25 protein-coding genes are annotated in these 24,575 nt (G+C 55.7%); 15 read left to right on the forward strand and 10 right to left on the reverse strand.

What is annotated here, in order from left to right; all coding sequences use genetic code 11:
• Positions 1-64: 64 nt before the first annotated feature.
• Positions 65-730: a transglutaminase-like cysteine peptidase gene (locus QUE89_RS08175; RefSeq protein WP_286222701.1), complete on the reverse strand. Its 666-nt coding sequence runs from the start codon at positions 728-730 to the stop codon at positions 65-67.
• A gap of 8 nt (positions 731-738) precedes the next feature.
• Positions 739-1,389: a type II secretion system protein N gene (locus QUE89_RS08180; RefSeq protein WP_286222702.1), complete on the reverse strand. Its 651-nt coding sequence runs from the start codon at positions 1,387-1,389 to the stop codon at positions 739-741.
• A 162-nt stretch (positions 1,390-1,551) separates the two neighbouring features.
• On the opposite strand from QUE89_RS08180, the gene gspE reads away from it, so the two are divergent.
• The 11 genes from gspE (at position 1,552) to gorA (ending at position 11,393) form a co-directional block, all read left to right on the forward strand.
• Positions 1,552-3,060, forward strand: coding sequence for a type II secretion system ATPase GspE (gene gspE, locus QUE89_RS08185; protein WP_286222703.1), 1,509 nt, complete (start codon positions 1,552-1,554; stop codon positions 3,058-3,060).
• 3 nt (positions 3,061-3,063) lie between these two features.
• Positions 3,064-4,275, forward strand: a complete 1,212-nt coding sequence (gspF, locus tag QUE89_RS08190; RefSeq protein ID WP_286222704.1) for a type II secretion system inner membrane protein GspF — start codon at positions 3,064-3,066, stop codon at positions 4,273-4,275.
• A 65-nt stretch (positions 4,276-4,340) separates the two neighbouring features.
• Positions 4,341-4,793: a type II secretion system major pseudopilin GspG gene (gene gspG, locus QUE89_RS08195; protein ID WP_286222705.1), complete on the forward strand. Its 453-nt coding sequence runs from the start codon at positions 4,341-4,343 to the stop codon at positions 4,791-4,793.
• Positions 4,794-5,330: a type II secretion system minor pseudopilin GspH gene (gspH, locus tag QUE89_RS08200; RefSeq protein ID WP_434784096.1), complete on the forward strand. Its 537-nt coding sequence runs from the start codon at positions 4,794-4,796 to the stop codon at positions 5,328-5,330.
• Complete coding sequence (gspI, locus tag QUE89_RS08205) at positions 5,327-5,701, forward strand: type II secretion system minor pseudopilin GspI (RefSeq protein WP_286222707.1); 375 nt, start codon at positions 5,327-5,329, stop codon at positions 5,699-5,701. The genes gspH and gspI overlap by 4 nt, the downstream gene beginning before the upstream one ends.
• Positions 5,701-6,456, forward strand: a complete 756-nt coding sequence (gene gspJ, locus QUE89_RS08210; protein WP_286222708.1) for a type II secretion system minor pseudopilin GspJ — start codon at positions 5,701-5,703, stop codon at positions 6,454-6,456. The genes gspI and gspJ overlap by 1 nt, the downstream gene beginning before the upstream one ends.
• A 71-nt stretch (positions 6,457-6,527) precedes the next feature.
• A complete protein-coding gene (gspK, locus tag QUE89_RS08215) occupies positions 6,528-7,466 on the forward strand; it encodes a type II secretion system minor pseudopilin GspK (protein WP_286222847.1) in 939 nt (312 codons plus the stop codon).
• Between the two features lie 2 nt (positions 7,467-7,468).
• On the forward strand, positions 7,469-8,773 hold the full coding sequence (gspL, locus tag QUE89_RS08220; RefSeq protein ID WP_286222710.1) for a type II secretion system protein GspL: 1,305 nt from the start codon (positions 7,469-7,471) through the stop codon (positions 8,771-8,773).
• A gap of 4 nt (positions 8,774-8,777) precedes the next feature.
• A complete protein-coding gene (locus tag QUE89_RS08225; protein WP_286222711.1) occupies positions 8,778-9,305 on the forward strand; it encodes a type II secretion system protein M in 528 nt (175 codons plus the stop codon).
• Positions 9,306-9,334: 29 nt separating this feature from the next.
• Positions 9,335-10,006, forward strand: a complete 672-nt coding sequence (locus QUE89_RS08230; RefSeq protein WP_286222713.1) for a GNAT family N-acetyltransferase — start codon at positions 9,335-9,337, stop codon at positions 10,004-10,006.
• 25 nt (positions 10,007-10,031) lie between these two features.
• A complete protein-coding gene (gene gorA / locus QUE89_RS08235) occupies positions 10,032-11,393 on the forward strand; it encodes a glutathione-disulfide reductase (protein ID WP_286222714.1) in 1,362 nt (453 codons plus the stop codon).
• A gap of 54 nt (positions 11,394-11,447) precedes the next feature.
• On the opposite strand, the gene QUE89_RS08240 is transcribed toward gorA, so the two are convergent.
• The 3 genes from QUE89_RS08240 to QUE89_RS08250 form a co-directional block, all read right to left on the reverse strand.
• Positions 11,448-13,391, reverse strand: a complete 1,944-nt coding sequence (locus QUE89_RS08240) for an ATP-binding protein (RefSeq protein WP_286222715.1) — start codon at positions 13,389-13,391, stop codon at positions 11,448-11,450.
• On the reverse strand, positions 13,384-14,259 hold the full coding sequence (locus tag QUE89_RS08245) for an ABC transporter substrate-binding protein (protein WP_286222716.1): 876 nt from the start codon (positions 14,257-14,259) through the stop codon (positions 13,384-13,386). Before QUE89_RS08245 ends, QUE89_RS08240 begins: the two co-directional genes overlap by 8 nt.
• A 134-nt stretch (positions 14,260-14,393) precedes the next feature.
• Positions 14,394-16,535 (reverse strand): TonB-dependent receptor plug domain-containing protein, encoded by a 2,142-nt coding sequence (locus QUE89_RS08250; RefSeq protein WP_286222717.1) that lies wholly within the window; start codon positions 16,533-16,535, stop codon positions 14,394-14,396.
• A gap of 131 nt (positions 16,536-16,666) precedes the next feature.
• Between QUE89_RS08250 and QUE89_RS08255 the strand changes: the two genes are divergently transcribed.
• The gene (locus tag QUE89_RS08255) at positions 16,667-17,293 is read left to right on the forward strand and encodes a J domain-containing protein (protein ID WP_286222718.1); all 627 of its coding nucleotides are present in this window, start codon (positions 16,667-16,669) and stop codon (positions 17,291-17,293) included.
• Here the strand turns inward: QUE89_RS08255 and QUE89_RS08260 are convergent.
• The 4 genes from QUE89_RS08260 to QUE89_RS08275 form a co-directional block, all read right to left on the reverse strand.
• The gene (locus tag QUE89_RS08260; protein ID WP_286222719.1) at positions 17,290-18,285 is read right to left on the reverse strand and encodes a bile acid:sodium symporter family protein; all 996 of its coding nucleotides are present in this window, start codon (positions 18,283-18,285) and stop codon (positions 17,290-17,292) included. The genes QUE89_RS08255 and QUE89_RS08260 overlap by 4 nt on opposite strands.
• A 3-nt stretch (positions 18,286-18,288) precedes the next feature.
• The gene (locus QUE89_RS08265) at positions 18,289-18,966 is read right to left on the reverse strand and encodes a FadR/GntR family transcriptional regulator (protein WP_286222720.1); all 678 of its coding nucleotides are present in this window, start codon (positions 18,964-18,966) and stop codon (positions 18,289-18,291) included.
• Positions 18,967-19,069: 103 nt separating this feature from the next.
• Positions 19,070-20,557 carry a flavin-containing monooxygenase gene (locus QUE89_RS08270; RefSeq protein WP_286222721.1) on the reverse strand — a complete coding sequence of 496 codons (1,488 nt, stop codon included), beginning with the start codon at positions 20,555-20,557 and terminating at the stop codon, positions 19,070-19,072.
• 190 nt (positions 20,558-20,747) lie between these two features.
• Entirely contained in the window at positions 20,748-21,023 is a 276-nt protein-coding gene (locus tag QUE89_RS08275; RefSeq protein WP_286222722.1) for a YebG family protein, read from the reverse strand.
• Positions 21,024-21,250: 227 nt separating this feature from the next.
• Between QUE89_RS08275 and QUE89_RS08280 the strand changes: the two genes are divergently transcribed.
• Entirely contained in the window at positions 21,251-22,789 is a 1,539-nt protein-coding gene (locus tag QUE89_RS08280) for a CHASE domain-containing protein (protein ID WP_286222723.1), read from the forward strand.
• A 1-nt stretch (position 22,790) separates the two neighbouring features.
• Here the strand turns inward: QUE89_RS08280 and QUE89_RS08285 are convergent, their stop codons facing one another.
• Complete coding sequence (locus QUE89_RS08285) at positions 22,791-23,759, reverse strand: beta-ketoacyl-ACP synthase III (RefSeq protein ID WP_286222724.1); 969 nt, start codon at positions 23,757-23,759, stop codon at positions 22,791-22,793.
• 163 nt (positions 23,760-23,922) lie between these two features.
• On the opposite strand from QUE89_RS08285, the gene QUE89_RS08290 reads away from it, so the two are divergent.
• Together QUE89_RS08290 and QUE89_RS08295 are read left to right on the forward strand one after the other, a co-directional pair.
• The gene (locus tag QUE89_RS08290; protein ID WP_203300838.1) at positions 23,923-24,174 is read left to right on the forward strand and encodes an HP1242/YdcH family protein; all 252 of its coding nucleotides are present in this window, start codon (positions 23,923-23,925) and stop codon (positions 24,172-24,174) included.
• 198 nt (positions 24,175-24,372) lie between these two features.
• Positions 24,373-24,525 (forward strand): hypothetical protein, encoded by a 153-nt coding sequence (locus QUE89_RS08295; RefSeq protein ID WP_171040811.1) that lies wholly within the window; start codon positions 24,373-24,375, stop codon positions 24,523-24,525.
• Positions 24,526-24,575 lie beyond the last annotated feature (50 nt).

Raw genomic sequence — 24,575 nt, forward strand, 5'->3', positions numbered from 1 at the left:
GTCGATTTTTCACAGTATAAAGCATTTTCGTGAAAAATCGATGAGTGTCCAGAGGTGGGGATTGCTATTGCTGTAGGGAGTCGGTCAGGCGCTCGTTCAGTTCCTGCCAGCGCGAAAGCTTCTGCGCCTCGCCGATGCGTTCTCCTTCGCCGCCGGATGAGTTGTTTAGCCAGAGCCCCTCACCATTAAAACTGTAAACCGGTTCAAGATCAGTTCGTTGAGAGGCAACCTTTATCTCATTTATTAAGTTATCGAGGATCAGTGGGTCAGCGTCGGGTTGCGAGTACCAGGCCAGAACCATGTGGGCCTGATTGAGCTCCAGTGCTTTTACATAAACAACGCGGAGTTGATCATCGGGTACGCCCATGGATTTCAGTGTCAGGTACTTGGCGATGGAGAAGTCCTCGCAGTCGCCGGCGTTGGTGGTCAGCAACTCCACCGGGGTAGCCCAGTAGTCCTCCTCACCCCAGTGTCGAATGTCGCTGACGAACTTTACGCGGTTAAAAAAGCGGTTCACAAGCTGGAGCTGGCGCTCAACCGGGGCATTGGCGGCGAGCTTGTGCAGGCGCTGCCAGTTCTCGAGGCGTTCGAAAGCCTCGGTACCGAACTCTTGCTGCACGTAGTTCATCAGGCGACTGCTAAGCTCAAATGCCCCGACCAAGGCCGCCACCAGCATGAGTGCCGGTAACAGTGACGCAGGATGCCCGAACGCACGAGCGGCAATGCCCATTTGAGGCCTCAGTTACTGTTGTTTCGCAGCCGTTCCCTGAGTTGTTCAAGGCGTTGGCGGATTTCCTCTCTGCGTTGCTCATCGGCGGCAGGAGAGGGTGCCTGGCTGGATGTTGGTATCTGGGGTTCCGGCGAGGACTGTTGTGGCTCATCCTGGTTACCGGACGCTACGGTCATACCGGAACGATTCTTTTCTTCCGGGAAAAACAGGTTTTCCAACTTGCCGCCGCGCTCAATGACCACTCGGTTGGCGTGCACGGAACGAAGTTTGGCGCTACCGGGCAATTCATCGCCCACGGGGTATGCTTCGGTGTTGCCTTTCTGGTCTTCAATCAGGGCGCTACCGGGAAACTCACCGTCGGCTGCCATAACGCCCCGCAAGAACAGCCGCAGGTTGGTTTCCGGCAGGTTTTCGGTCTCTACCGGTCCCGCACCGCCTTCCTGGCTGGCGGTTCCGAACAAAGCGAGTGTGGTCAGGTCCACTTCTGGCGCCTCGCTCAGATCCCGCCCCTCGCGAACCAGTTGCTGCGCGTCCGACGATGACTTTGCCTGGTTCTGGGCGAGGGAGAAACTATAAACCTGCCAAGCGGTCACACCCACCATGGCCGCGCCCGCGATAACGGTGAGAAGGAGAGGAAGCCGTTGGTTGTTAAGGGGCATTGTTCTTCCTGGGTGCGATTGTGTGGGCGGAAAAGTCCACAGGTTATCAGACGGCAATGACTAATTGGCAGTATAGTGTATAGAGTTATTCAGCGGGTCCATATCCTGTGGTAGCCTTTCTGAATTGATTGAATAAAAAAGAATTTCGGGACGGGGAAGACCTTGACTACAGAATCTGAATTTCAGCAGCAGGATGCTCCGCTGGGCCGTCTTCCTTTTACATTTGCCAAGCGCAATGGAGTCATTCTGACGCGCTCGGAGGAAGGCGACCCGATCATCCTGGTGCGGCCCGGGGCCTCACATTCCGCCCTTGCGGAAGCCAACCGCGTTAGCGGTGGGCGAGCACGGTTTTCTACGATTGATCCCGACCGGTTCGACCACGCCCTGAATGCTGCCTATCAGAACGATTCCGCTGAAGCCATGCAGATGGTAGAGGGCATCGGTGACGATATGGATCTTGCCTCATTGGCAGAATCCGTTCCCGAAACCGAGGATCTGCTGGAGCAGGAAGACGACGCTCCAATCATTCGCCTGATCAACGCCATCTTGACTGAAGCAGTCAAGACCAGCGCGTCTGATGTTCACATCGAGACCTATGAGAAGCGATTGGTGGTGCGGTTCCGGGTTGATGGTGTCCTGCGTGAGGTGGTACAGCCCAAACGGGCGTTGGCACCGCTGCTGGTGTCCCGTATCAAGGTTATGGCCAAACTCGATATCGCTGAAAAGCGGGTACCTCAGGACGGCCGGATTGCCCTGAGAGTGGCCGGCCGGGAAGTGGATATCCGGGTGTCGACCATGCCGTCGTCTAGTGGCGAACGGGTGGTGCTGCGTCTGTTGGATAAACAGGCCGGCGCGATTCGCCTGGAATCACTGGGTATGTCTGGTGACGATCTAAAGGTGCTGCGGAAGCTGATTCATCGGCCCTACGGCATTTTACTGGTCACCGGTCCGACGGGTTCCGGTAAATCGACCACGCTCTACGCCTCTCTTCAGGAAATCAATGATCGCAGCCGCAACATCCTGACGGTTGAAGACCCGATCGAATACGATCTGCCCGGTATTGGCCAGACCCAGGTTAACACCAAGGTGGACATGACCTTTGCCCGCGGCCTTCGGGCCATCCTGCGTCAGGACCCGGACGTGGTGATGATTGGTGAGATCCGGGACCTTGAGACCGCTGAAATTGCGGTTCAGGCCAGTTTGACCGGTCACCTGGTGCTTTCCACCCTTCACACCAACACGGCAGTGGGCGCTATTACCCGCTTGATGGACATGGGCATTGAGCCGTTCCTGATTTCGTCCAGTTTGGTGGGCATTCTGGCCCAGCGCCTGGTTCGGGTGCTGTGTACCGAATGTCGTGAGTCCTACACGCCCACAGAGGAACACTGTGAGTTCCTGCAATTGGACCCGTCGCTACCGCCGACGCTCTACCGAGCGAAAGGCTGCGAGCATTGCAACGACCTGGGTTATCGCGGCCGTATCGGTATTTATGAAGTGGTGCAGATTACCGACGAAATAAGCGGGCTGATTGATAAGCGGGGCGGTGAACTGGATCTGGAAAAGGCTGCCCGTAAGCGCGGGCCGAGTATCCACGCAGACGGTGTGCAGAAGATACTCGACGGCGTCACCAGCGTGGAAGAAGTTTTGCGCGTTACCTACCGGGGCCGATAAACCATGCCTGCTTACGACTACAAGGCACTCGATACCCGAGGCAAGCAAAAAAACGGCGTGATGGAGGCGGATGCGCCGCGCGCGGTTCGCCAGCAGCTCCGTGAGAAAGGCTTAACTCCGTTGGCTGTCGAGCCGTCAACGGAGAAACAGGTACGATCCAATCCCCTCAGCCGTCGCGGCTCATTGGCAGCCGCCGATCTCGCCCTGGTAACCCGCCAATTGTCCACGCTGATTCAGTCCGGCATCCCGGTGGAGCAGGCCTTGTCTGCGGCTGCACAACAGTCTACCAAACCCCGTATCCGCAGTATGCTTATCGCAATTCGCGCGAAGGTCATGGAAGGCTACAGCCTTGCGGAGAGTCTGGGGGAGTTTCCCAACGCCTTTCCACGCCTGTATCGCTCCACCGTGTCTGCGGGCGAACACGCAGGCCACCTGGATCTGGTGTTGAACCGGCTGGCGGATTACACCGAAAACCGCCAGGAAGCGCGCCAAAAGATCCAGCTAGCTGCCATTTACCCCATCATTCTCAGTGTGGTTGCGATCTCCATTGTGGTGTTCCTGCTGACCTACGTGGTGCCGGATATCATCGAGGTATTTCTCAAGCAGGGGCAGGAGCTGCCGGCGCTGACTCAGGCCATGCTGAACGTATCGGATTTCCTCGGCAGCTACGGCATCTACATTCTGATTCTTTTGATCATTGCGGTGATCGCGTTCCGGCTGGCGCTCAGCAGGCCGGCGTTTCGGCTGAAGTTCCATAAACGCCTGCTGCATTTGCCGTTATTCTCCGGCATGGTGCGAGGCGTGAGTACGGCCCGTTATGCCAGTACCCTGAGTATTCTGACCACCAGTGGCGTGCCGTTGGTGGAAGCCATGCGCATTGCGGGCGAAGTCTTGTCCAATGATTATTTGCGGGGCGAACTTCGGAACGCGGCGCGAAAGGTCAGTGAGGGCGGATCGCTGCACCGTTCGCTGGACCAAACCGGGTACTTCCCACCGATGATGTTGCACATGATTGCAAGCGGTGAGGCCAGCGGTGAGCTGGACAGCATGCTGGAGCGAACGGCCCGGATGCAGGAAAACACCCTGCAATCGAAAATCGCGGCCATTGTTGGTTTGTTTGAGCCAATGATGCTGCTGATAATGGGCGTGGTGGTGCTGATTATTGTCTTGGCCATCATGCTGCCAATTCTCAACATGAGCAACCTGGTGGGCTAGGCCCGGCAGGTGCTCGTGAATGCTACTTAAAACGAAGGAATTCCATTCCAATGACGAGCGAAACAATGACGAATCGAAATAGGAACCTGCGCACCAACAGTCGCGGCTTCACCCTGATCGAGATCATGGTTGTGATGGTAATTCTGGGGCTTCTGGTGGCGATTGTGGCGCCTAATATCATGGGCCGGAGTGATCAGGCCAAAGTCACGGTTGCTGAAACCCAGCTTAGCAATATTGCCAACGCGCTGGACCTGTATCGCCTGGATAACAGCCAGTACCCGTCCACCCAGCAAGGTCTGGAAGCACTGGTGTCCAAACCCAGCGGCAGCCCCGAACCTAAGAACTGGAACGCCGATGGTTACCTGAAAAGTGTTCCGGAGGATCCCTGGGGTGCTGAGTACCAGTACGTGAGCCCGGGTACCGAAGGGCCCTATGACCTGTATTCCTACGGCTCCGATGGCCAGGAAGGTGGTGAAGGTGACGCGGCGGATATCAGTGCCTGGAACACCAAGGAATAAGTGATTGTGCGCTTCGGGACGCGGCAAGCCGGTTTCACACTGCTGGAAATTCTGGTTGTCCTGATCATTGTCGGGCTGCTGGCATCCCTGGCGGTGTTCAGCTTTGGCGGAAACTCCCAGCAAAGGGAGCTGAAGAACGAAGTGCGCGACCTGTACCTGTTGATGCAAACCGCCTCCGAGCAAGCGATACTCAATAATCGCGAATTGGGTTTGCAGGTGACTGAGGAGGGTTATCAGTTCGTCGCCTATGAAGATGAATCCGGTGACTGGGAAGCCTCCGGAGAACGGTTGTTCCGGCCGGGCAGCTTCCCAGAATGGATGGTTGTGACAAAGTTTATCGAAAGCGATGCCCCTAAACTGGCCTCGGCAGAGGACAAGTTCGGCCCTGATGTATATTTTTTCTCTAGCGGCGAAACTACAACTTTTGAGATTGAGTTTACCGCCGGCAGAAACAGCGACTACCTGCATATCCTGGCGTCCGATGGTGTATCGGAGCTGGAATGGCGTAAGCCCGGTGATGACGAGGAAGATTTGTGAACAATCACAGAGGCTTCACGCTCATCGAAGTTCTGATTGCGTTGCTGGTGTTTGGCCTGATTGCCACGGCGGCAGCGGAAGTGGGGAGTCAGTACATCTCCAGCTACGAACGAGTTCGCGATAAAACCCTGGCCGCCTGGCTGGCGGATAATCGGATCAATGAGCTGCGTCTCGCCGAAAACCTGCCGGGAATCTCCGAGAACTCCCGCGATACCGACTACGGTCCTTTCAGGTGGCAGGTGACCACCGTCGTATTGGCCACTGAAGAGCCAACCATGAGACGCATTGAAGTGACAGTGTCTCGTTACCGCAGCGAGGGTGCGGAGCCCGCACCGGTACACTCCTTGTCAGCGTTTCTGGGTCAAAACTGATGAGCCTTCCCCCGCATCCAACCCGGTCGCAGAGTGGCTTTACGCTGCTTGAGGTTCTCATCGCCGTTACCATCACGGCGGTGATTGGTCTAGGCGTGTGGCAGGTGTTAAGCGGTGTGATCACGTCCCGGGATCGGGTGAACGAACTGGCTGAGGAGTTTGATGGACTCCAGCGGGCCATGTTGTTGCTCGAGCGCGATCTGATGCAGGTGGTAAATCGCCCGGCGCGGGATGTGTATGGCGATTATAAGGTTGCGTTGACCAGTCGGGAGGACGATTTTGCACTGATGCTGACCCGGCAGGGTTGGCGAAACCCATTGAGGTCACGCCGCAGTGGCCTGCAGCGGGTAGCCTGGGAATACACCGGTGAGGAACTCCGGCGCCGATATTGGCCGCTGGTCGATCAGGGGCAGGAAGACACCAGTAGAGACGTGTTGTTGCTGGAGGGTGTACTGGACTTCGAGGTGCGTTTTCTCAACGATCAACGGGCCTGGCAACCGGAATGGCCGAGTGATGAAACCATGGCGGGCCTGTCACCCGGAAGTCGCCCAGAGACGTCACTTCCCATGGGGATCGAGATCACCCTGGAGCATGAGCGCTACGGCGATTTGGTGCGCACCTTTGTGCTGCCGGACTTCAATGCGGAAGACGCGCAGGGCGTGGTGAATCAGGCCAACGAAGCGGCCAGCGAAACAGAAGCAGAAGAGGGCGCTGACGATTCGGCGGATCCCGGTACTCAGGGGCAGGGTGGCTGATGGAACACGTCCGTATTAGCCCATTTCCGTCCAGAGAGCGTGGCGTGGCCCTGATCATGGTATTGCTGGCGATGGCGCTGGTGGTAATGCTGACCTCCGGGATGACCCAGCAACAGAGCATCCGGGTGTTCAAGGCCGGGCATTACTTGGCCCAGCAACAGGGAACGAGCATCGCGCTCGGTGCGGAGGCCTTTGCCCGACAAATCCTGGTTAGGGATTACGAGGACGATAAAGAAGAAGGCGAGATGATCGACAGTCTCGATGAGTTCTGGGCCATGAATGCGGCAATATTGCCATTAGATGAAAACGGTGTGGTCGAGGTTCAGATTGATGATTTGGGCGGTCGGATTAACCTGAATGATCTGGTGACTGGCAATGGTCAGGTCAACACTCTGACCAAAGAACGGCTGCAGCGATTGTTCATTGCGCTCGAAATCTCTCCGGCCACGGTTGATGCGCTGGTTGATTGGATCGACGAGAATGATCAGACCGTTAGCGTGAGCGGTGCAGAAGACGGTCAATATCTTTCTGCAGAGCAGGCTTACCGCGCTGGGAACCAGCCCTTTGTCAGTGTGACGGAATTAATTCTGATTGAAGGTCTGGGATATGAAGGCTTTCAGGCGTTAGAGCCCCATGTTGCGGCACTTCCCGTATCCGGACTGGGGATCAACGTGAACACCGCCACCGCACCGGTGCTACGTTCGCTCAGTGAGGAGCTGACGGATGCCCAGGCGGCCGCTATTCTGGAGAAGAGGGAGGAGGAGCCATTTCTGAACCTCCAGGACTTTCTCGCGCTACCAGAATTTGCCGGGTTAGGTTTAACTTCAGCAGGGCTTGGGCTGCAAACGCGCTTTTTTGAAGTCGTTTCAAGGATTACCTACGATGACCGGGTTGTGAATATGGTCAGCACCGTTTTCAGAAACCCGGAAGGCGAAATTCGGACGGTTCGACGGGATACCGGACAGAAAAACCGAATTACCAAAGAGCCGTTCACCATTTCAGAAGGATAGCCATGTCTTATCGCCTATACGTGCGGCCAGTGCCTCCACTGGCCGACCCCGCGCAGAACCCTGAGGCGTTTTCGTATAACTGGGTGCTGCATGATGCCAGCGGCGATACCCAGGCGCGTGGCACCGGGGATACCCAGCGGGAAATTGAGCAAACACTGGGGCAGAATGCCCTCGACAACGTCTTGCTGATCGGACTGATTCCTGGCGATGAGGCCTTGTTCTGCCTGGCAGATATTCCGGCCAAGCAAAGCCGATACATCCAGCAGGCCCTGCCGTACGCCGTGGAAGAGCAGATTGCCCAGGACATTGATTCGGTGCACCTGGCCCTCGGCCGGCACACCGACGATGGCTATCGTGTGGCTGCCATTGATGAAGACCGAATGCGCAATTGGGTCAGTCTGTTCAGCAACTGGGAACACGTTCGCCTGGACGCAATCTACCCGGATGCGTCTTTGCTACCAGTCACGGAAGGCGGCTGGTCTGTCTGTCTGGATGGCGAAATCGCGCTCATGGTTAGTGATCGTGGTGAGTGGCTAAGTATGCACTCCGTCAATCTGGGCATGTTCGCTCATACGCTTGCCGTCCCGCCTTCAGAGGAAGTCGTTGCAGAGGTGCCGGTGACCCTTTATGCCACCGAGCAGGAGTTCGATGCCCAGCAGACCATCGTGAGCGAGTTCAAGGCGCCGGGCCGGTTGCTGGTGCGTCGGGAAACTCTTGAGCTGATGCCGCTGGAATTGCTGGCCCATGCCCATCATCATCACCTATCACATCCGATTAATCTCTGTCAGAACCGGTTTTCCAACCGGTCAGATACGGCAAGCCCCTTCAAGCCCTGGAGGCCCCTGATCGCTGTTGCGGCGGTCTGGTTCGGGGTCCAGATTGCGTTGGAAGTGGGTATGGGGATGTATCACGAGCGCAAAGCCAGTGATTTGCAGGACCGGGCAATGGCCATTTACCAGGAAGCGTTTCCTGGCGATCGGCGCACCCATGCGGGCAATGTTCGCCGAGTTATTGAAGGTCAACTGCGAGTTGCGGGCTCTGATGGCCCGGATCTGGATTTTATCACCCTGATGAAATACACCGGTCAGGAATACGCGGAGCTCACCGGAGGCCAGTCGGTCATCTTCAATTCCGTGAATTTCAGCCGATCCCGGGGAGAGCTCGTCGTGGATGTCCGTGCGGACACCTATGATCGCCTGAGTGCGCTTCGAAATGGCTTATCCAATCAGGGGCTGGAAGCTCAAATTGGTTCCGTGGTTAACGAGTCCAGCGGCGCCCGTGGCCGACTGACGGTCTCCGGAGGTTAAGGCAATGTTTGAGAAACTCAAAGACCAGCCCTCGGTTGGCAAGCTGATTGCTCAGTACGACCAACTGGCCCGTCGTGATCAACAGGCATTGCTGGTGCTCATGGTAGCGGTCTTCGTAGGGCTGATGTATTTCGCAGTATGGAGTCCGGCCACCAGTTTTCACGATTCGGCGGCTACCGAGCGGGAAAACGCTGCCGAACTCCTTGCCTGGATGCAAGCTAATGAAGCTACAATCAAGCGCTTGGGCAGCGCTAGTGGCGACGCCTCCCCAGGCTCCGCGGACCTGCCGGATGGCCGTGCGCTCATGGCGCTGGTAACTCGCTCTGCGCGAGAGTCCGGGTTGGCACTGCAACGGTTTGAACCAAGCGGTGAAAATGCCATCCGGGTTTGGCTTGAAGACGCTCCGTTTGCCGAGGTTGCAGCCTGGTTGGAGCGACTGAAATCCGGTAACGGTGTGATTATTGATCAAGCCGCTATGGACCGGGCCGATGAACCAGGCCGGGTTTCTGTTCGTTTAACACTGACCATCTGATTGGGAAGTACCGGCAGGAGAGTGTGAGAATGGCTAACGGTAGCGACAACAGCAGTCAATCAGAACCCGTGATTGTGCGTCTTGATGGCTCCGCGACCAATGAGGCGCGCTCCATTCTGTACCATGCTTACCGGCAGGAGCCTACGTTCCAGTATCTGTTTGATCATCAGCGCCCGGGTTACGATCAGCGCATTAGGGCGACCATTCGTGAACTGATTGATCTGTATTTCGATCTGGATCAGGAAGCCATCGGCGTGATGGTCGACGATACCCTGGTTGCCGTCGCGTTCATCGGCGATCCGGAATTGCGGATGAACCTAGCAGATCAATTCAGTTGGCGTATTCGTATGGTTCTGACAACCGGGTTTGCATCGACTCGGCGTTACCTCGATTACCACGAGAAAATCCGGAACATGCTGCCTCAACCATTGGCGCACCAGTTGCCGATGATGGGGGTGAATCCCAAATACCAGAACCGTGGCTACGGCCGCCTGCTTTTAAAAACCGTCGAAAAACTCTGCGCGGAAAATCCTCGCGGCAGTGGCTTGGTGCTTGATACCGGAAACAGCCGGTATTTGCCGTTTTACGAGTCCGAGGGGTTTCGCAGTCTTGGCAAAATTAAGCTCGGTGACTTCGAGGACCATGTTCTGTTCCGCGAAGTGCACCCTGAGAGCAAAGCAGCCTCTGAAGGCCGCCACTGAATTCGAATGACCTACAGGAGACACTGTGTCTGACAACCATGATTTTGATCTGATTGTAATTGGCGCCGGCTCAGGCGGGGTTCGCCTGGCAAGGATGTCGGCCCAGCGGGGTGCCCGCGTTGCCGTAATTGAATCCCGGTATCTGGGCGGCACTTGCGTCAACGTTGGATGTGTGCCGAAAAAACTGTTTGTGTATGGCGCGCATGTCCACGACGAGCTCGAAGACGCCGCCGGTTACGGTTGGAACGTGCCAACCTCAGGCGTAACGTTTGACTGGCCGACACTGGTGGCCAACAAGAACACAGAAATCGAGCGGCTGAACGGTATCTACGGCCGCATGCTGCAGAATGCAGGCGTGACCATCATTGAGGGCACGGCATCTTTCTCTGATGCCAATACCGTCGTGGTTGGCGATACCTCCTACACCGCAAAGCATATAACCGTTGCGACCGGAAGCTGGCCGGTGGTTCCGGACATCCCCGGCAAGGAATGTGTGGTCACCTCCAATGAAATGTTCTACCTGCCGCAGTTGCCGAAGCGTGCCGTAATCTGGGGCGGTGGCTACATAGCCGTTGAGTTTGCCGGCATTCTGGCAGGGCTTGGCGTTGAGACAACCTTGCTGTATCGCGGCGACCTGTTCTTGCGGGGCTTTGATACCGACATTCGCAAGTTCACCGAACAGGAGATGCGCAAGAAGGGTATTGATCTCCGGTTTGGGGTTAATATCGATTCAGTTGAGCCAGAGGGCAATCAATACCAGGTGCATCTGAACAATGGCGAGACCCTGCAGACCGGATTGGTGATGGCGGCAACCGGCCGGAAAGCGCTGGTGGAAGGGCTCGGATTAACCGAGCTGGGCGTGGAGCTGAATGAATCCGGGCATGTGGTGGTGGATGATCATTTTCAGACCGCAGTACCGTCCATCACTGCGCTGGGTGATGTAATTGGCACGCCGCAGCTGACGCCGGTGGCTCTGGCCCAGGGTATGGTCCTGTCGCGCCGTTTGTTCGGTGATGGCCAGGGCGATATGGACTATTCAGCTATTCCGACGGCGGTGTTCTGCCAGCCAAACATCGGCACCGTGGGTTGGACGGAAGATGAAGCCCGTTCAGCCGGCCATTCGCTGCGTATCTATCGTTCCGAATTCCGGCCGATGAAATACACTCTGAGTGGCCGTGATGAACGCAGTCTGATGAAGCTTGTGGTTGATGACGAAACCGACAAAGTGTTGGGGGCTCATATGGTGGGACCGGACGCTGGCGAAATTACCCAGGGCCTGGCAGTGGCTATCAAGGCCGGTGCTACCAAGGCTCAGTTCGACTCAACCCTGGGCATTCACCCGACCTCAGCAGAGGAATTCGTCACCATGAGGGAAGCTGTCGTCTGACGGCTTCAAGTGCCCAGGGAAGGGCGATGCTTACCTCTTTTTATACTCTCGTCCTCAGTCAGGGATCCAACGACCCAACACTGTTTTTAGTTTTTCTTTTCGTACCGGCTTGGCTACGTAATCGTTCATGCCACTTTCCAGGCAGCTTCTGTCAGTACCCGGCAATACGTCTGCGGTCAGTGCAATGATGGGAGTTCCCGAGCGCCCGCTGCTTTGCTCCCACTCGCGAATGCGACGGGTGGTTTCGTAGCCGTCCATCACAGGCATCTGGCAGTCCATCAAAATCACGTCGTACCCCCTGTGATTGTTGCGAATCATTTGAAGGGCATCTTTTCCATTGTTCGCCGCATCCGCCTGGTAACCCAATTTGGTTAACATGGCTTTTGCCACGCGCTGGTTAACAAGGTTGTCCTCTACAACCAGGGCGTGGGCCACACCAGACCTTGGCTCTCTGGTCGAATGGCTGTCGTGGGGTGGGGCGTCAGCACTGGCTGCAAGCTCAAATGGCAGTTCAAACCGAAAAGACGAGCCTCTTCCAAGGTCTGTTTCGACTTTAATGTGGCCACCCATCAGCTCCACCAGCCGCTGCACCAGAGCCAGCCCGAGCCCGGTTCCGCCATGGCTCCGGTCGTCGCCGTGCTGCAGCTGTTCAAAGGAGTTGAAAATATCCGGAAGTCTTTCTATCGGAATGCCCGAGCCTGAATCACTTACCGCGCAGTTAAGAACGATGCAGTGGTCTTCCAGCCCAAAGCAGCCTGCCTGAATGATAATGGACCCGTCGCTGGTGAACTTGATGGCGTTGTCGATCAAACCGGCGATGATTTGTCGCAGTCTGGGGGCGTCCCCTATCACCAGGGGTTTGTCGGGCCAATCGCCAAAGAAGTTCACACTGAGTGATAATCCCCGTTCCTCCGCGACCTGACGGTAGGTCGCCGTGCAGTTGCGGATCAGATTCTCAAGATCGAATTCCTGGTTGGATAGCTTGAGAACACCGCTTTCCATACGGGAGAAATCGAGGATGTCACTGATAACCGTCAGGAGGTCCTCAGTGGATTGACGCGCGGTGGTCAGGTAATCCCGCTGACGGGGTGTCAGAGGGTCCTCCTGAACCAGGTCGATCATACCCAGCACACCATTGAGCGGCGTGCGCAGTTCATGGCTCATGGTTGCCAGAAATTCCGACTTCGCCTGATTGGCCGATTCTGCTTTCTGGCGTGCGCTCTCTGAGGCAGCCAGGGTTTGTTCCCGGGAAGTCTCGAGGTTTGCCAGGTGGGTTGCCAGTTCATTCAGTTGTTGCTCAATGTCGGCAACTTCCTGGGCGCTACTCCTATTGCCAGTAGGGCCTTTGGCATAGTCCCGATTGATCAAGCGCGAAATCCGGCCAGATAACTGTCGAACGGGGTTCAGTATGGTGTTCAGATGGTGCTGCATTATCAGCATCGTGAACAGTAGGAGCGAGGCTCCCACCGCCAGCGAAGTCCAGACAATGTCCCTTTGCCGGTCCGCCAACAGATCCCGGCTGACCCCAACGTGAACCGTACCCACTCGCAACGCACTTGCCCGAAGCCCCGACTCCGGCGTGAACCACTCGGTAGTCCGCCCGGAATCCAGGTCCAGGGGTTGTTGCAATATCTCCGTGTCAAAAACGTCGTAAATACCAGGATTAATCGGGATGCTGGTTGAATCGGTTGCGACAAAGCCGATCGGGTCACCCGAGACATTGGTTACCTCAATCCAGTCTGCTTTGCTTCGTTTCAGTGCTTTTAACAAAACTTGCTCAAGGGCCTGACTATTGCCGGAAACCACAGCGTACTCCAGAACCGGCGCCAGGCTGTCCGCAAACATCTGACTGCTGTCGGACAACTGCTGGCGGGCATCCTGCAGTCGAGCCGAGGTAAAAAATGCAATCAACACGATAAACATTACGATCGCAGGTAGGGCGCCGAGTAGCAGGAGCTTACGAGTGAGGGTCGGACGAGCCATCGCTGGATTAGTCATCCTGCGCCTCCCCACTTTCGGTGAGTTCCTGTTGTATGGTCTGGTTCAAGAATGCTCGCTCAGGAACCGGGATATTCATCGAGCGAGCAACCTGATCATTAACCTCAATGCGATAGATTTGCGGGTACGCCGGGGCGGGAAATTCGCCCGCAGCAAAATACTGTTCAATCATATTGGCCCCAAGAGCCGCCATCTCTGCAAAGGGCGCGTAGCTTGAGGCCAACGAACCCGCCTTAACGTACGCCTGACTTGGGCCAATAACGATCTTGTTGCGTCGGTACGCGGTCAGCAGGATGTGTTTGATGGTGCGGGGGTTGTAGATGGCGTCGTCAGGCGCGGCGAGCAGAAAGTCACCGTAGCGAAGTGCTCTTACCAGTGAGGGAATCAGGTCGTCTTCATTGTCGACGATGAAAACCCGTGCACTCATCCCATGGGCGGGAAGTTCGTCAATCAAGGGTTCGTAAAGCTCTACCGACGCGGTGGTAGCCAGGATTGCCACCGTGTTGGCCTGCGGCAATATCGCCTTTCCGGTCAGGGCTTGGCGCAGCAGTGGAACGTCGTAAAAGACGCCGGAAATTTGCCCAGGGTTTCTGGCTGCAAAACCTTCGATGAACGATTTGTTCACCAGCATGGCCAGAATGGGTATCGAACGATTGGCCTGACGCACTCGGGAGAATGCCGCAGGGCCGATGGAAACAATGGGGGTATTCTTGATCATTGGGATCTGATCGTCGGAAATCGGGGTAAGGGTGACATCACTCCTCAATTGGTCGGTGAGTAACGACTGAATGTGCTGATCCAGGGCGGTACTACCGGATCCGGCCAGATATACGAGGCGGTCGGGCGTTTCCTGGCCGTGTGCCGACACCAGGAAAACAAGACCTAAAAGGATACACACGGCTCGCCTGAACGTGTGGCGGGTCGGGTGCAGCAAGCTTCGCCATCTAACTAGGTTATATGGAGTCATACCATCCTGGGTTACATACTTTCCTTGGTCAATGTTCAGAAGCGAATTCCGGCCTCAACGAAATACTGATTAGGTTCATCAATGATGTTGTCGGGGCTCATCCACGGCTCCATATTGATGTAATGCTGCATGGTGAATGCGAGTTCATAGCTGAAATTAGGCCGGTCTATCCGGCGGGCCAGTCGGAAATCAGCACGCTTGAAACGAGTTTTCCGCACTTCGTGTGTGAGATAGAAAGCTGCGGAGGAAGTCAGCGACCAGGGAAGTTCCTGGATCCATACCACGCTCCCTGAATGGCGAGCGGAAAGTCGCCCCATGAGAGCTACGGCTCTGGATTGGGTGCTGGGTGGCAGCTTGTCGGGATCGCCTGTATAGCGACTGTCCTGGTCGAGATAGGCGTAAGTGGCGCGCAAAAGCGTGCCTGAGAACTCCAGTGAACCTTCGAACTCCACACCTTCCTGGTCTACTGCGACGTTGTTGTCGATGTACCAGTCTTCTTCGTTGATCACTCCGCTGATCATATCCCGAAGATAGTCATTGAAATACCGTACTTCAACGCTCATCAGGGCCGAGTCCAGGTGGTACTGCCCGAAATAACTGATCTCGCGAGAGGTAATGGTTTCTTCTTCCAGTTCCTCGCCAAACGTGGAGGTGGTCTGGTCTACCAGGTCCTTAACCTCGAAACGAGTGCCCTCCAAGGCCTCGAATGGCGGCTGCACATTGCGCGGCCGGTAGGACCAATCCGGGTCTTGCTCAAAGGCATCCGGGGTTCGCACGGCTCGGGAGAAGACGAAGCGAACGGCGTGGTTGTCATTGATGATGAAATTGGTGGCCACCCTCGGCGAAAAATACCCCTCGTCGGTCGTGGTGGTTGTCTCCCAATTGCCGCCAGCGTTAAAAGTGACCCAATTGAAGGGCGAGTACTCAGCATTGGCGAATACCCGACTCTGATAATTGTTACCGCGGCCATTAAAGAAGGTCTCGGAGTCAAAAGTGTCTTTGCGATAACCAAGGCCAGACACCAGTTTGAACTCGGGGTTAAAAATGATGGTGTTTTGCAGCTCGAATTCGAGACGGGATTCTTCTGCATCCTCATTGAGGTCAGCCACAAAGGGGCCTTGATCCGTCGGGAACGGCGCTCCCGGGGGCAGCAATTGAATAAACTCGCCGGCAGGCACAGAGACTGACCATCGCTGCCGCCGCCGCTGGTTCTGATAGGTGGCCTGAAGGTGATAAAAGTGGCTGTCGGAAATGGCGCCGTTGAAACGGGTTTGCAGATAGTAGTTGTCTAGAATGATGTCTGGATTGGTGGTCGATTCCAGCTTTCCAGACTTCTCACTGTCCTCTTCATTTACGCCGTCGACCACGCCGGCCCGGAAGTCGATTGAATGGATGTTGTCGATGGCCAGCAGGCTGTCAAAGTTGACGTTGTTGATGTCGAAGCCGTCGTGAAAGTCCTCTTTCTCGTCATCCTTCTGCCGGTCGAACCCGTCAGATTTGCGTTTCTCATAGGATAGGCGCCAGCTGCCATCTTCCGTGCTGTCACCGACTGAGGAAAAGGTGCGCAGGTGGCCCCGCGAGCCTATTGAGGTGTATGCTTCGGCGCCCGCGGTGTCGTAGGGGGAGCGAGTTATAATGTTTATACTGCCGAGAAAGGCATTGATACCATAGGCGGCAGCATTCGGGCCACGGCTGACCTCGATCCGCTCAATGTTTTCGAGTGCAACTGGCATTGCAATCCAGTCAACGTCAGATAGGCTAGCGCGGTAGGCCGTTCGGCCGTCAATCTGAACCTGAAGTCGTCGTTGTTCGTACTGAGAGGTGCCGTGGTAGCTGGTGACCTGATTGTTGCTACCGTACTCGCCGACCACCATGCCGGGTACAAGTCGGAACACTTCCACCAGATTCATGATGCCGAGGTCACGAATCATATCGCCGGTAATAATGGTGGTGGTGCCCGGTACTTTGAGCTTTGATTGGCGCAATCGTGTGGTCGTCAGTACCTCCGGGATCTGCGATTGTTCCCCGTCCTCGGTCAGGAATTCCGGGTATAGCTCGGGTTCTTCAGTCTGTCCCCAGGCCAAGGCAGGTAGGGTAAAAAACAGGAAAAGCGTGCAACTGGCGGCGCTGACAGCCAGGGATAGCTTTTTTGGTGACGTTGTTGTCGAACTGGTCATGGGTGAGGATCTATACTCTGCCAAGCCAAAGAGGGGGCACACCGCGATTATGTTTTGGTCTATCGTAGGGGACTACACACGGTTTGTCTCTCAAAAATGTAATGAATCTGAGAGCTGGGAGCTGCAGCTTTATGAATTGCTGGGAAGTACTGGGAATTGAGCCGACGGAAGACCACCAACGAATTCAGCTGGCCTACGAGCAGCAGCTGAAGTTTGCCTCGGGCGAAGAAGCTGAAAAACTGGACCGTGCGTTTCGGGAAGCCACCGGTGGCGCACCGAAGCCCGAGGCACCGCAAGCTCCGGTTGTCGATCAGGCACCGGAATCCGATCGCGCCCTGGATGCCAATGAGGGTCAGATTGTTCGCGAAGTGGTGATTCAGATCAACGCTTTGCTGAATGATTCAGGACGAAGTCGGGATGTTGGGATCTGGAAGGCAATCCTCTGTGAACCACCCGCAGACCAGGCGCCGGTGCGGCGGGAAATTGCCCGTAAGCTTGAGCCGCAGGTTCGCCCTATGGCTGAAAATGGTAGCTTGCCGGCACCGGTGGCTCAGTTTCTGGGAGACTGGTTCGAATGGGCCAGTCTGCAGGACATTGCCGTGCAAGCGGAAGAACCGCAAGCCGGTAGTGCGGAGACGGACGCCGAGGAAGCAGATCAGCCCCCTCAACTGGTTAACTTCTGGCCGGCGGTGATCGGCTGGATCGTTGGTCTGGCGATTCTTGCCAGTCTGTTTGGTGGCATGGGTGGAGGAGGTTAATCCTCCGCTGTGCCGTCTAGCGAATCCATTTTGGCCCGGTAGCGCTGGGCCAGAATAGCCCCAAGAATCACCTGGATCTGGTTGTAGCACATGATCGGCAATACGATCATTCCAAAGCCCGGATGGCCTGAGAAAAGCACTTTCGCCATCGGCAAACCAGAAGCAAGACTCTTCTTAGACCCGCAAAACACAACCGCCGCTTCATCCTGCAGACTGAAACCGAAATGCCGTACAAGTAGCCGCGCAATAACCATGAATAGAATCAGCAGAGCGATACACAGAACAATGGTGAGGATGATCGCTTTCGCCGGCAGGTTCTGCCACAAACCACTTTCCACGGAATGTGAAAACGCCGAATAGACAATCAGCCAGATCACGCATTTGTCGTAACGCGCCATCAACCCCTCATTGCGACCCAGAAAGCCACCCAGTAAAGGTCGCAGGGCATGGCCTACAGCGAAGGGTAGAAACAGTTGCAACATGATGTCCTTGAGTGCCTCAGCAATGGAGAAATCACTGGCGCCCGAGGTGCTCACCAAAAGCAATAGCAGGAATGGCGTTAGCATCATCCCGAACACATTGGAGGCCGCGGCGCTGCAGATGGCGGCAGGAACATTGCCCCGGGCCAGTGCCGTATAGGCGATGGAAGACGACACCGCCGAGGGCAGCACGCCCAGGTAAAGAAAGCCCAGTCCCAAATCTTTCGGCATCCAGGATGGCGCCAGGTCACTCAGGCCGTTGATCGGCAGAACCACCAGCGGGAAGAACACAAAGGTCATCGCGGTAATAAGGATGTGCAACCGCCAGTGTGTGGCGCCCGCAACGATTTGCTCCCGTGACAGCGCGGCACCATGGAAGAAAAACAGCAGGGCAACCGCAATGGTTCCGGCCGTTGCCAATGCCTCACCAATATCGCCGGTGGCTGGCAGCGCCGAGGCAAGAACGATGGCGCCAAGTAACAATAGGGTAAAGGTGTCGATCTTGAACTTCATGAATCAGGATTCCCGGCCTTGCAAGGCCTGAAGGCTGGGTTGAAGTAGAGCTCTGGCCAGTTGTTCTGCTTTCACTGGGTCCCGGCGACGAACGGCGGCCAGCAACAGTTCATGGTCTTCCTGGGAGGGCTCAGGCAAATCGGCTTCAGTTTCCGTGCGCTCGATGGTCTCCCGAATGCCATGGGAAAAGTAATCGTAGAGCTCAGAAAGGGCGGAGTTATGGGATGCCGCCACAAGGCCATGATGAAACGCTTGATCGTGTCGAACCCGATCCGCCACCGATGCACCCGCTTTGGCGCGGGCGTCCAGCGCCTCGTCCATCACACGCAAGTCCCGATCGGTCCGTCGCGTGGCTGCGAGTTTGGCGGCCTCGGTCTCGAGCATCAGGCGCACTTCCAGCTGGTCGGCGAGGTGAGTCCTGCTAATCCTTCTCAGGGTTTCGCCAGCGTCGCGGGTAGAGCGAACGTAGGTGCCATCACCCTGGCGTGTTTCCAGTATTCCCACATGAACCAGAACCCGAACCGCTTCACGCACGGTGTTTCTGCTCACGCCCAGCGCTTCCGACAGCTCGGACTCCACCGGCAGCTTGCTGCCAAGGGGCCAGTGTTCGGATTCGATGGCTTGTCTGAGACTTTCGATGGCGGTATCAACCAGCGAGCCTTTGCGTATTTTCTCGAGCATGTGTGAATCATCCTATGACCAATGGCCCAATCATCCTATGAATTATGTTCGACTGCAAGCCGCCGTCAATACTTGAGCGGAATACTGAGGCTAGTGGTTACGCTCAGGCGTTTCGGGGCGGGTCGATAAACTGGTAATCGGCGGTGTCCACTCGGCGGGTGGCCAGCCGGTAGGTGAAGGTGAATCCGGGCCAGTTCACCGTATTTTTGCCGTTGGCATCCAGATACCAGGAAGTACAGCCAGAGCTCCAGACGCTGTTCTCCAAGCCTTCCTGAACAAACGAAGAAAACCGCTCCTGCCGATCCTGTCGGACATCCATGGCCGAACCGGGGTATTTTTTCAGTGCCTCCAGGGCATCCAGGACGTAGCGAATCTGGGATTCGAGCATGAACACAATGGAGTTGTGGGCAAGGTTGGTGTTCGGGCCATAGAGCATGAACAGGTTGGGAAAGCCGCTAATGGTCATGCCCTTGAAGGCCGACGCCCCGCCTTCCCACGCTTTGTTGAGGCTCATGCCAGCGCGACCAATAATTTTCATCGGCGCCAGAAAATCCGAAGCCTTGAATCCGGTGCCGCAAACAATGGCGTCGACCGGGTAGTGTTCACCGTCGCGGGTGACGACACCGTCAGTATCAATGTGATCGATAGGGTCGGTCACCAGTCGGACATTGGCCTGGTTGATGGCTGGATACCAATCATTGGAAATCAGGATACGTTTGCAGCCGATCTGGTAATCGGGAATCACGTGTTGCAGTTTATCCTGATCAGTCACGTGTTTCCTGGCCTCACGACGGGCCTGGCGGGCGAAGATTTCCAACAAGCCGTTGAACTTGGTAAAGGCCAGGGCCCGGCTTTCGTTCTTCCAATAGATCAGATAACGGTAGAGGCGGTCCCAAGCCGGTACGGCACGGAAAAGTGATTGCTCCCAACGCCTGAACGGCCGGTCAGGTTTGGGAAGCACCCAGGGGGCTGAACGTTGAAACAGATTCAGGGATTTCACTGTTTTCGCCAGTTCCGGGACAAATTGGATGGCACTGGCGCCGGTGCCAATCACCGCGACTCGTTTGTTGGAAAAGTCGTAACTGTGGTCCCAGCGGGCGGAATGAAACAGCTTTCCTGCAAACCGATCCATGCCTTCAATTCGGGGCCAGGCGGGCTGATTCAGTTGACCGGTGGCTGTGATCACCACATTGGCCGTCAGTTCCTCGCCATTGGCTAACTCAACCTTCCATTGATTGCGGGTATCGTCGAAACGGGCCTCGGTGACCGTGCAGTTGAAACGGATGTGGTTCGACAACGCGTATTTTTCAACGCAATGCTCCATGTACCCAAGGATTTCGTGCTGGAGTCCGAATTTTCGGGTCCAGTCGTGTTTAGGTTCAAAGGAGTAGGAGTAGAAGTGGGACTGAACATCGCAGGCGGCGCCCGGGTAGGTGTTATCGCGCCAGGTGCCGCCTACACGTGAGCTTTTCTCAAGCACTGTGAAGGCGTCGATTCCCATTTGTCTGAGTTTGATGGCCATTCCCAGCCCCCCAAAACCAGCACCAATGATGATAATGGACGGGTACGAAGCGGTATTGGATCTGGTCATGAATGGGGCCCGATACGTTTATTGTTTGAGTTGTTTGACTTCGAGTATACGGGGCTGTTCAAGTTGGTTGGATGACTTCTTTTACCAGCGGGGGTAGTCAGATCGACCAATGGGGAATGATCGGCAGTCATTTCGGGGAGAGATTGCTGGCAGCCTTTTTTGGAAAGGGGAAAAGGCCGCCGTTTGCTTTTTAGTCCTGTTCGTTCGCGTTCAGCAGTTCCGGCTTTTTCAGGGCCTTCTGAAACAAATCGCGCTCTTCGGCAATGGCCATGGCACATTGCTCTGCCTGATCATCGCTCAAACCTTCAACTTTCCGGCTTAGAAATACCTGTATTTCTTCCGCCAGCTCCAAAATCTTATCCCGAGCATCTGCATCGGCTTTAGACGTAAAGAGCATGGTGTCAGGATGTTTAAGCGCCATATCAAGGCCGTCCCTCTCGGAAAAATAGACTGCTTGTACCGCCATGGTCACTCCTCGCAGTGAATGCGTGATACTGTATAAAAAGACAGTGTAACGGAAGTGGGCCGGTCGCGACAATAAAGTTTTCGGTTGAACCCTCTATTTATCGGTTACAAAAACTCACATCCCGTTCTAGAGTTAAAACGTAGAGTCCACTGTTGAATTTGGTATTGGGCGGGGGCCCGGCGACTTATGGTTTTGGCGTGTATTGTGTTCAGTGAAGTGAAGCTTTGATGACCAAATCGAGCAAATTATGGTGGGCTGTAGTCGCTCTTATCGCAGGGATCGGCCTTAGCCTTGTATTGGGCCGCACTTTGTACACCGAAGAAACCCGCGCCATTGACCAGGAATTTGAGGCCGACATCGCCCAGTTGTCGGCGGTGTTCGAACGTGAAGTTGTGCTCAACCTTGAGATCCTGAATGCGCTCAAGGATGCAGTTGCCGTCCTGCCCGAGATGACGTCCCAGCGCTTTGCAGTACTCACGCGCAGAATTCTTGAGCGCTCGCCTGCGATTCAGGCCTTTGCCTGGGCGCCACTGGTTCTGCGCGCTGATGTGCCCGCATTTACGCTTCGCCAGCGTGATGAATTCGTCAACTTTGTGATCATGGAAGTCGCTGGAACCGGCCTTCGGCAGGCACAGGAGCGGCCCTGGTACGTTCCGGTTCAGTTCATTGAACCCTTGTCTGAAAATCGTTCCGCCCTGGGTTATGACCTTGCCAGCGAAACCTTACGTTTGTCCGCGCTACTAGCGGCCAGGGATTCCGGCAATATTGCTGCCACTGCCGGTATTCGCCTGGTGCAGGAACCGGATAACCAGAAAGGATTTCTGGTGTTTGCACCGCTATATCGGGAGCCAAACGACATTGGCGCGTTCAATGACGGCGTGCAGCACTACGGATTTATCAACGGTGTCTTCCGGGTTGGCGAGCTGGTGAATCAGGCGATCGGTGAAGAGCTGCACGAGGACATCCTGTTTGAAGTCTATGATCGCTCGGGCTCCGATAAGGTTTTGCTTTTCAGTACCGAAAACTCGGCGGATCAAAACTGGCATTCAGAGGGTAGGTACGAATCACCGGTGTTTGATATTGCCGGTCGCCAGTGGGTAGTAGAGGCAGTGCCGTCCATCAACTTTTATGAAAGCAGGCGAGGTGCCTTTCCATTTTTCGTCAGCTCGGTGGGTATCGTGCTATCGGGGCTGGTCTTCGGGTATGTCCTGCTGAGCGATCGCAGGAACACTGAGCTTCGCGAGGCCAAGGCGAAGCTGGAGAAAATTTCCCTTACGGATTCATTGACCGGGCTTGCCAATCGTCGACAGTTTGACGCGTACCTGGAACGGGAGTATCGCCGGGCTGTAAGGCAGGGAACGGCGCTGACACTCGTGATGCTGGATATCGACCAGTTCAAGGAATACAACGATCACTACGGACACCCGGCCGGCGATGCCTGTTTGAAGCAGGTGGCGGATGCGCTAGGCAACGTCGTGCATCGGCCGGCGGATCTGGCTGCGCGTTACGGTGGGGAAGAGTTTGCCCTTGTACTGCCGGATACCGCTGATGGTACCGAGGTTGCCGAGACGTGTCGCCAGGCAATTGAAGCGCTGAAAATCCCTCACGATGCCTCAACGGTGGCCGAGGTGGTGACCGTCAGCGTGGGCATCGCGGTGTTAACCCCGCAGACCTGGCATCAGAACCTGACCGACCTGCTGCACCGCGCCGATGAGGCACTTTACGAGGCCAAGGAGTCCGGTCGAAACCAGGTGTGCCGGGCGTAACTCAGTAACGCAGCAGTGCCGAACCCCAGGTGAATCCCCCGCCAAAGGCTTCCAGCAGCAGGACCTCATTACGCTGAATGCGTCCATCGCGAACCGCAACGTCAAGAGCGAGCGGAATGGAGGCGGCGGAGGTGTTGCCGTGTTCGTGGACGGTCACCACCACGCGATCCATCGACATGTTGAGCTTCTTCGCAGTCGCCGAGATGATTCTGAGATTGGCCTGATGGGGCACCAGCCAGTCGACGTCGGATTTCTGCATCTGATTGGCGTTAAGGGTTTCGTCGACGATCTTCCCGAGGGTGTTGACGGCTACCTTGAAGACTTCGTTGCCCTTCATTTCCACAAAGGCCTTACCGGCTTTCACCTGGTCGTAGCCGTCGGCAATGCCGCAGGGCACATGGAGCAGGTCTTCGTATTGTCCGTCGGCGTGGATATGGGTGGACAGAATGCCGGTTTCCTCATTGGCCTCCAGCACCACTGCCCCGGCGCCATCGCCGAACAGAACGCAGGTGCCGCGGTCTTCCCAGTTGATAATGCGTGAGAACACCTCGGCGCCAATCACCAGGGCTTTTTTACTGGTTCCGCTCTTGATGAACTTTTCCGCGGTAGCCAACGCATAGACAAAGCCACTGCATACCGCCTGGATGTCAAAGGCAGGGCAGCCATGGATGCCGAGGCGCGCCTGCAGGATACAAGCGCAGCTTGGGAAAATTTTGTCGGGCGTCGAGGTGGCAAAGACGATCAGATCGATATCGCCAGGCTCAATGCCGGCGGCTTCAATTGCGCGACGGGCGGCAGGCTCGGCCAGATCAACAGTGGTCTGACCTTCCACGGCAATGTGTCGACGTTCAATGCCGGTGCGTTCCCGAATCCATTGGTCGGTGGTATCGACCATCTTTTCGAGGTCCTGATTAGTAACGATATTCTCAGGCAGGTAAGAACCAGTGCCGGCAATTCGTGCAAACGTCATTCGTGCGTGTCCCGAGCTATGGCTGTGTTTCGTAAACCCATGCTATACCCACCAAGCACAGAGCGTTATTAGCGATTTGTCAAAGGCCCCCCGAAAATGGCAGCCTCAGCTATTATAAAGAAGCCACCGAACCAAACTCAGAATCGGAGAGGAGAGCACCGTTATGGGAATTTCCAGTCACGAGCTTCACGAAGAGTTTCCTCAGTACAGCGATCTGATTGATCAGTTGAAAACCAATGACCCCAAGTTCGGGGACAAGTTCAAGCAATACTCAGAGCTGGACCAGGAAATAGAGGGGCTGGAAAGGCGTGATGCGCCAATTGGAGATGACAAGCTCCATCGTTTGAAGCAAAAACGGGCACACCTGAAAGACCAGATTTACCAGACTTTGGTGCAAAATGGACACGCCTCCTGAGGAATACTCACGAACTGTGCAAGGCCGGGCCATTTCAGGCCCGGTTTTTTTCATTAAATTGCGGTAAAACGGCCGTAAAACGGCTCTGATAAGTGTTTCCAAGTATTCAGACTGTAATGTCAAGTCATTAGAATAGGTGCCTATTCAAATAGGGTTTCGAATTCCGGAACTCATGACTACTGAAACTGGAGATACGATATGAAAAGAGCTGCTTCTTTCTACAAAGGCTGGCGCATGAAACGCAACTTCGTGCACCTGGTGATGACCACTGATCGTCGCCTGTTGAATGACGTTGGCTTCTCGCCTGACGTGGTTCATCAAAAGTTGAGCACACCTTTCTGGAAGTTTTAATGTCTTCCAGACATGCCCGGGGTAGTAGTAATCTGGCCGTTTGACCCTCG

This window comes from Marinobacter sp. LA51 (assembly GCF_030297175.1).
Lineage (GTDB): Bacteria > Pseudomonadota > Gammaproteobacteria > Pseudomonadales > Oleiphilaceae > Marinobacter > Marinobacter apostichopi.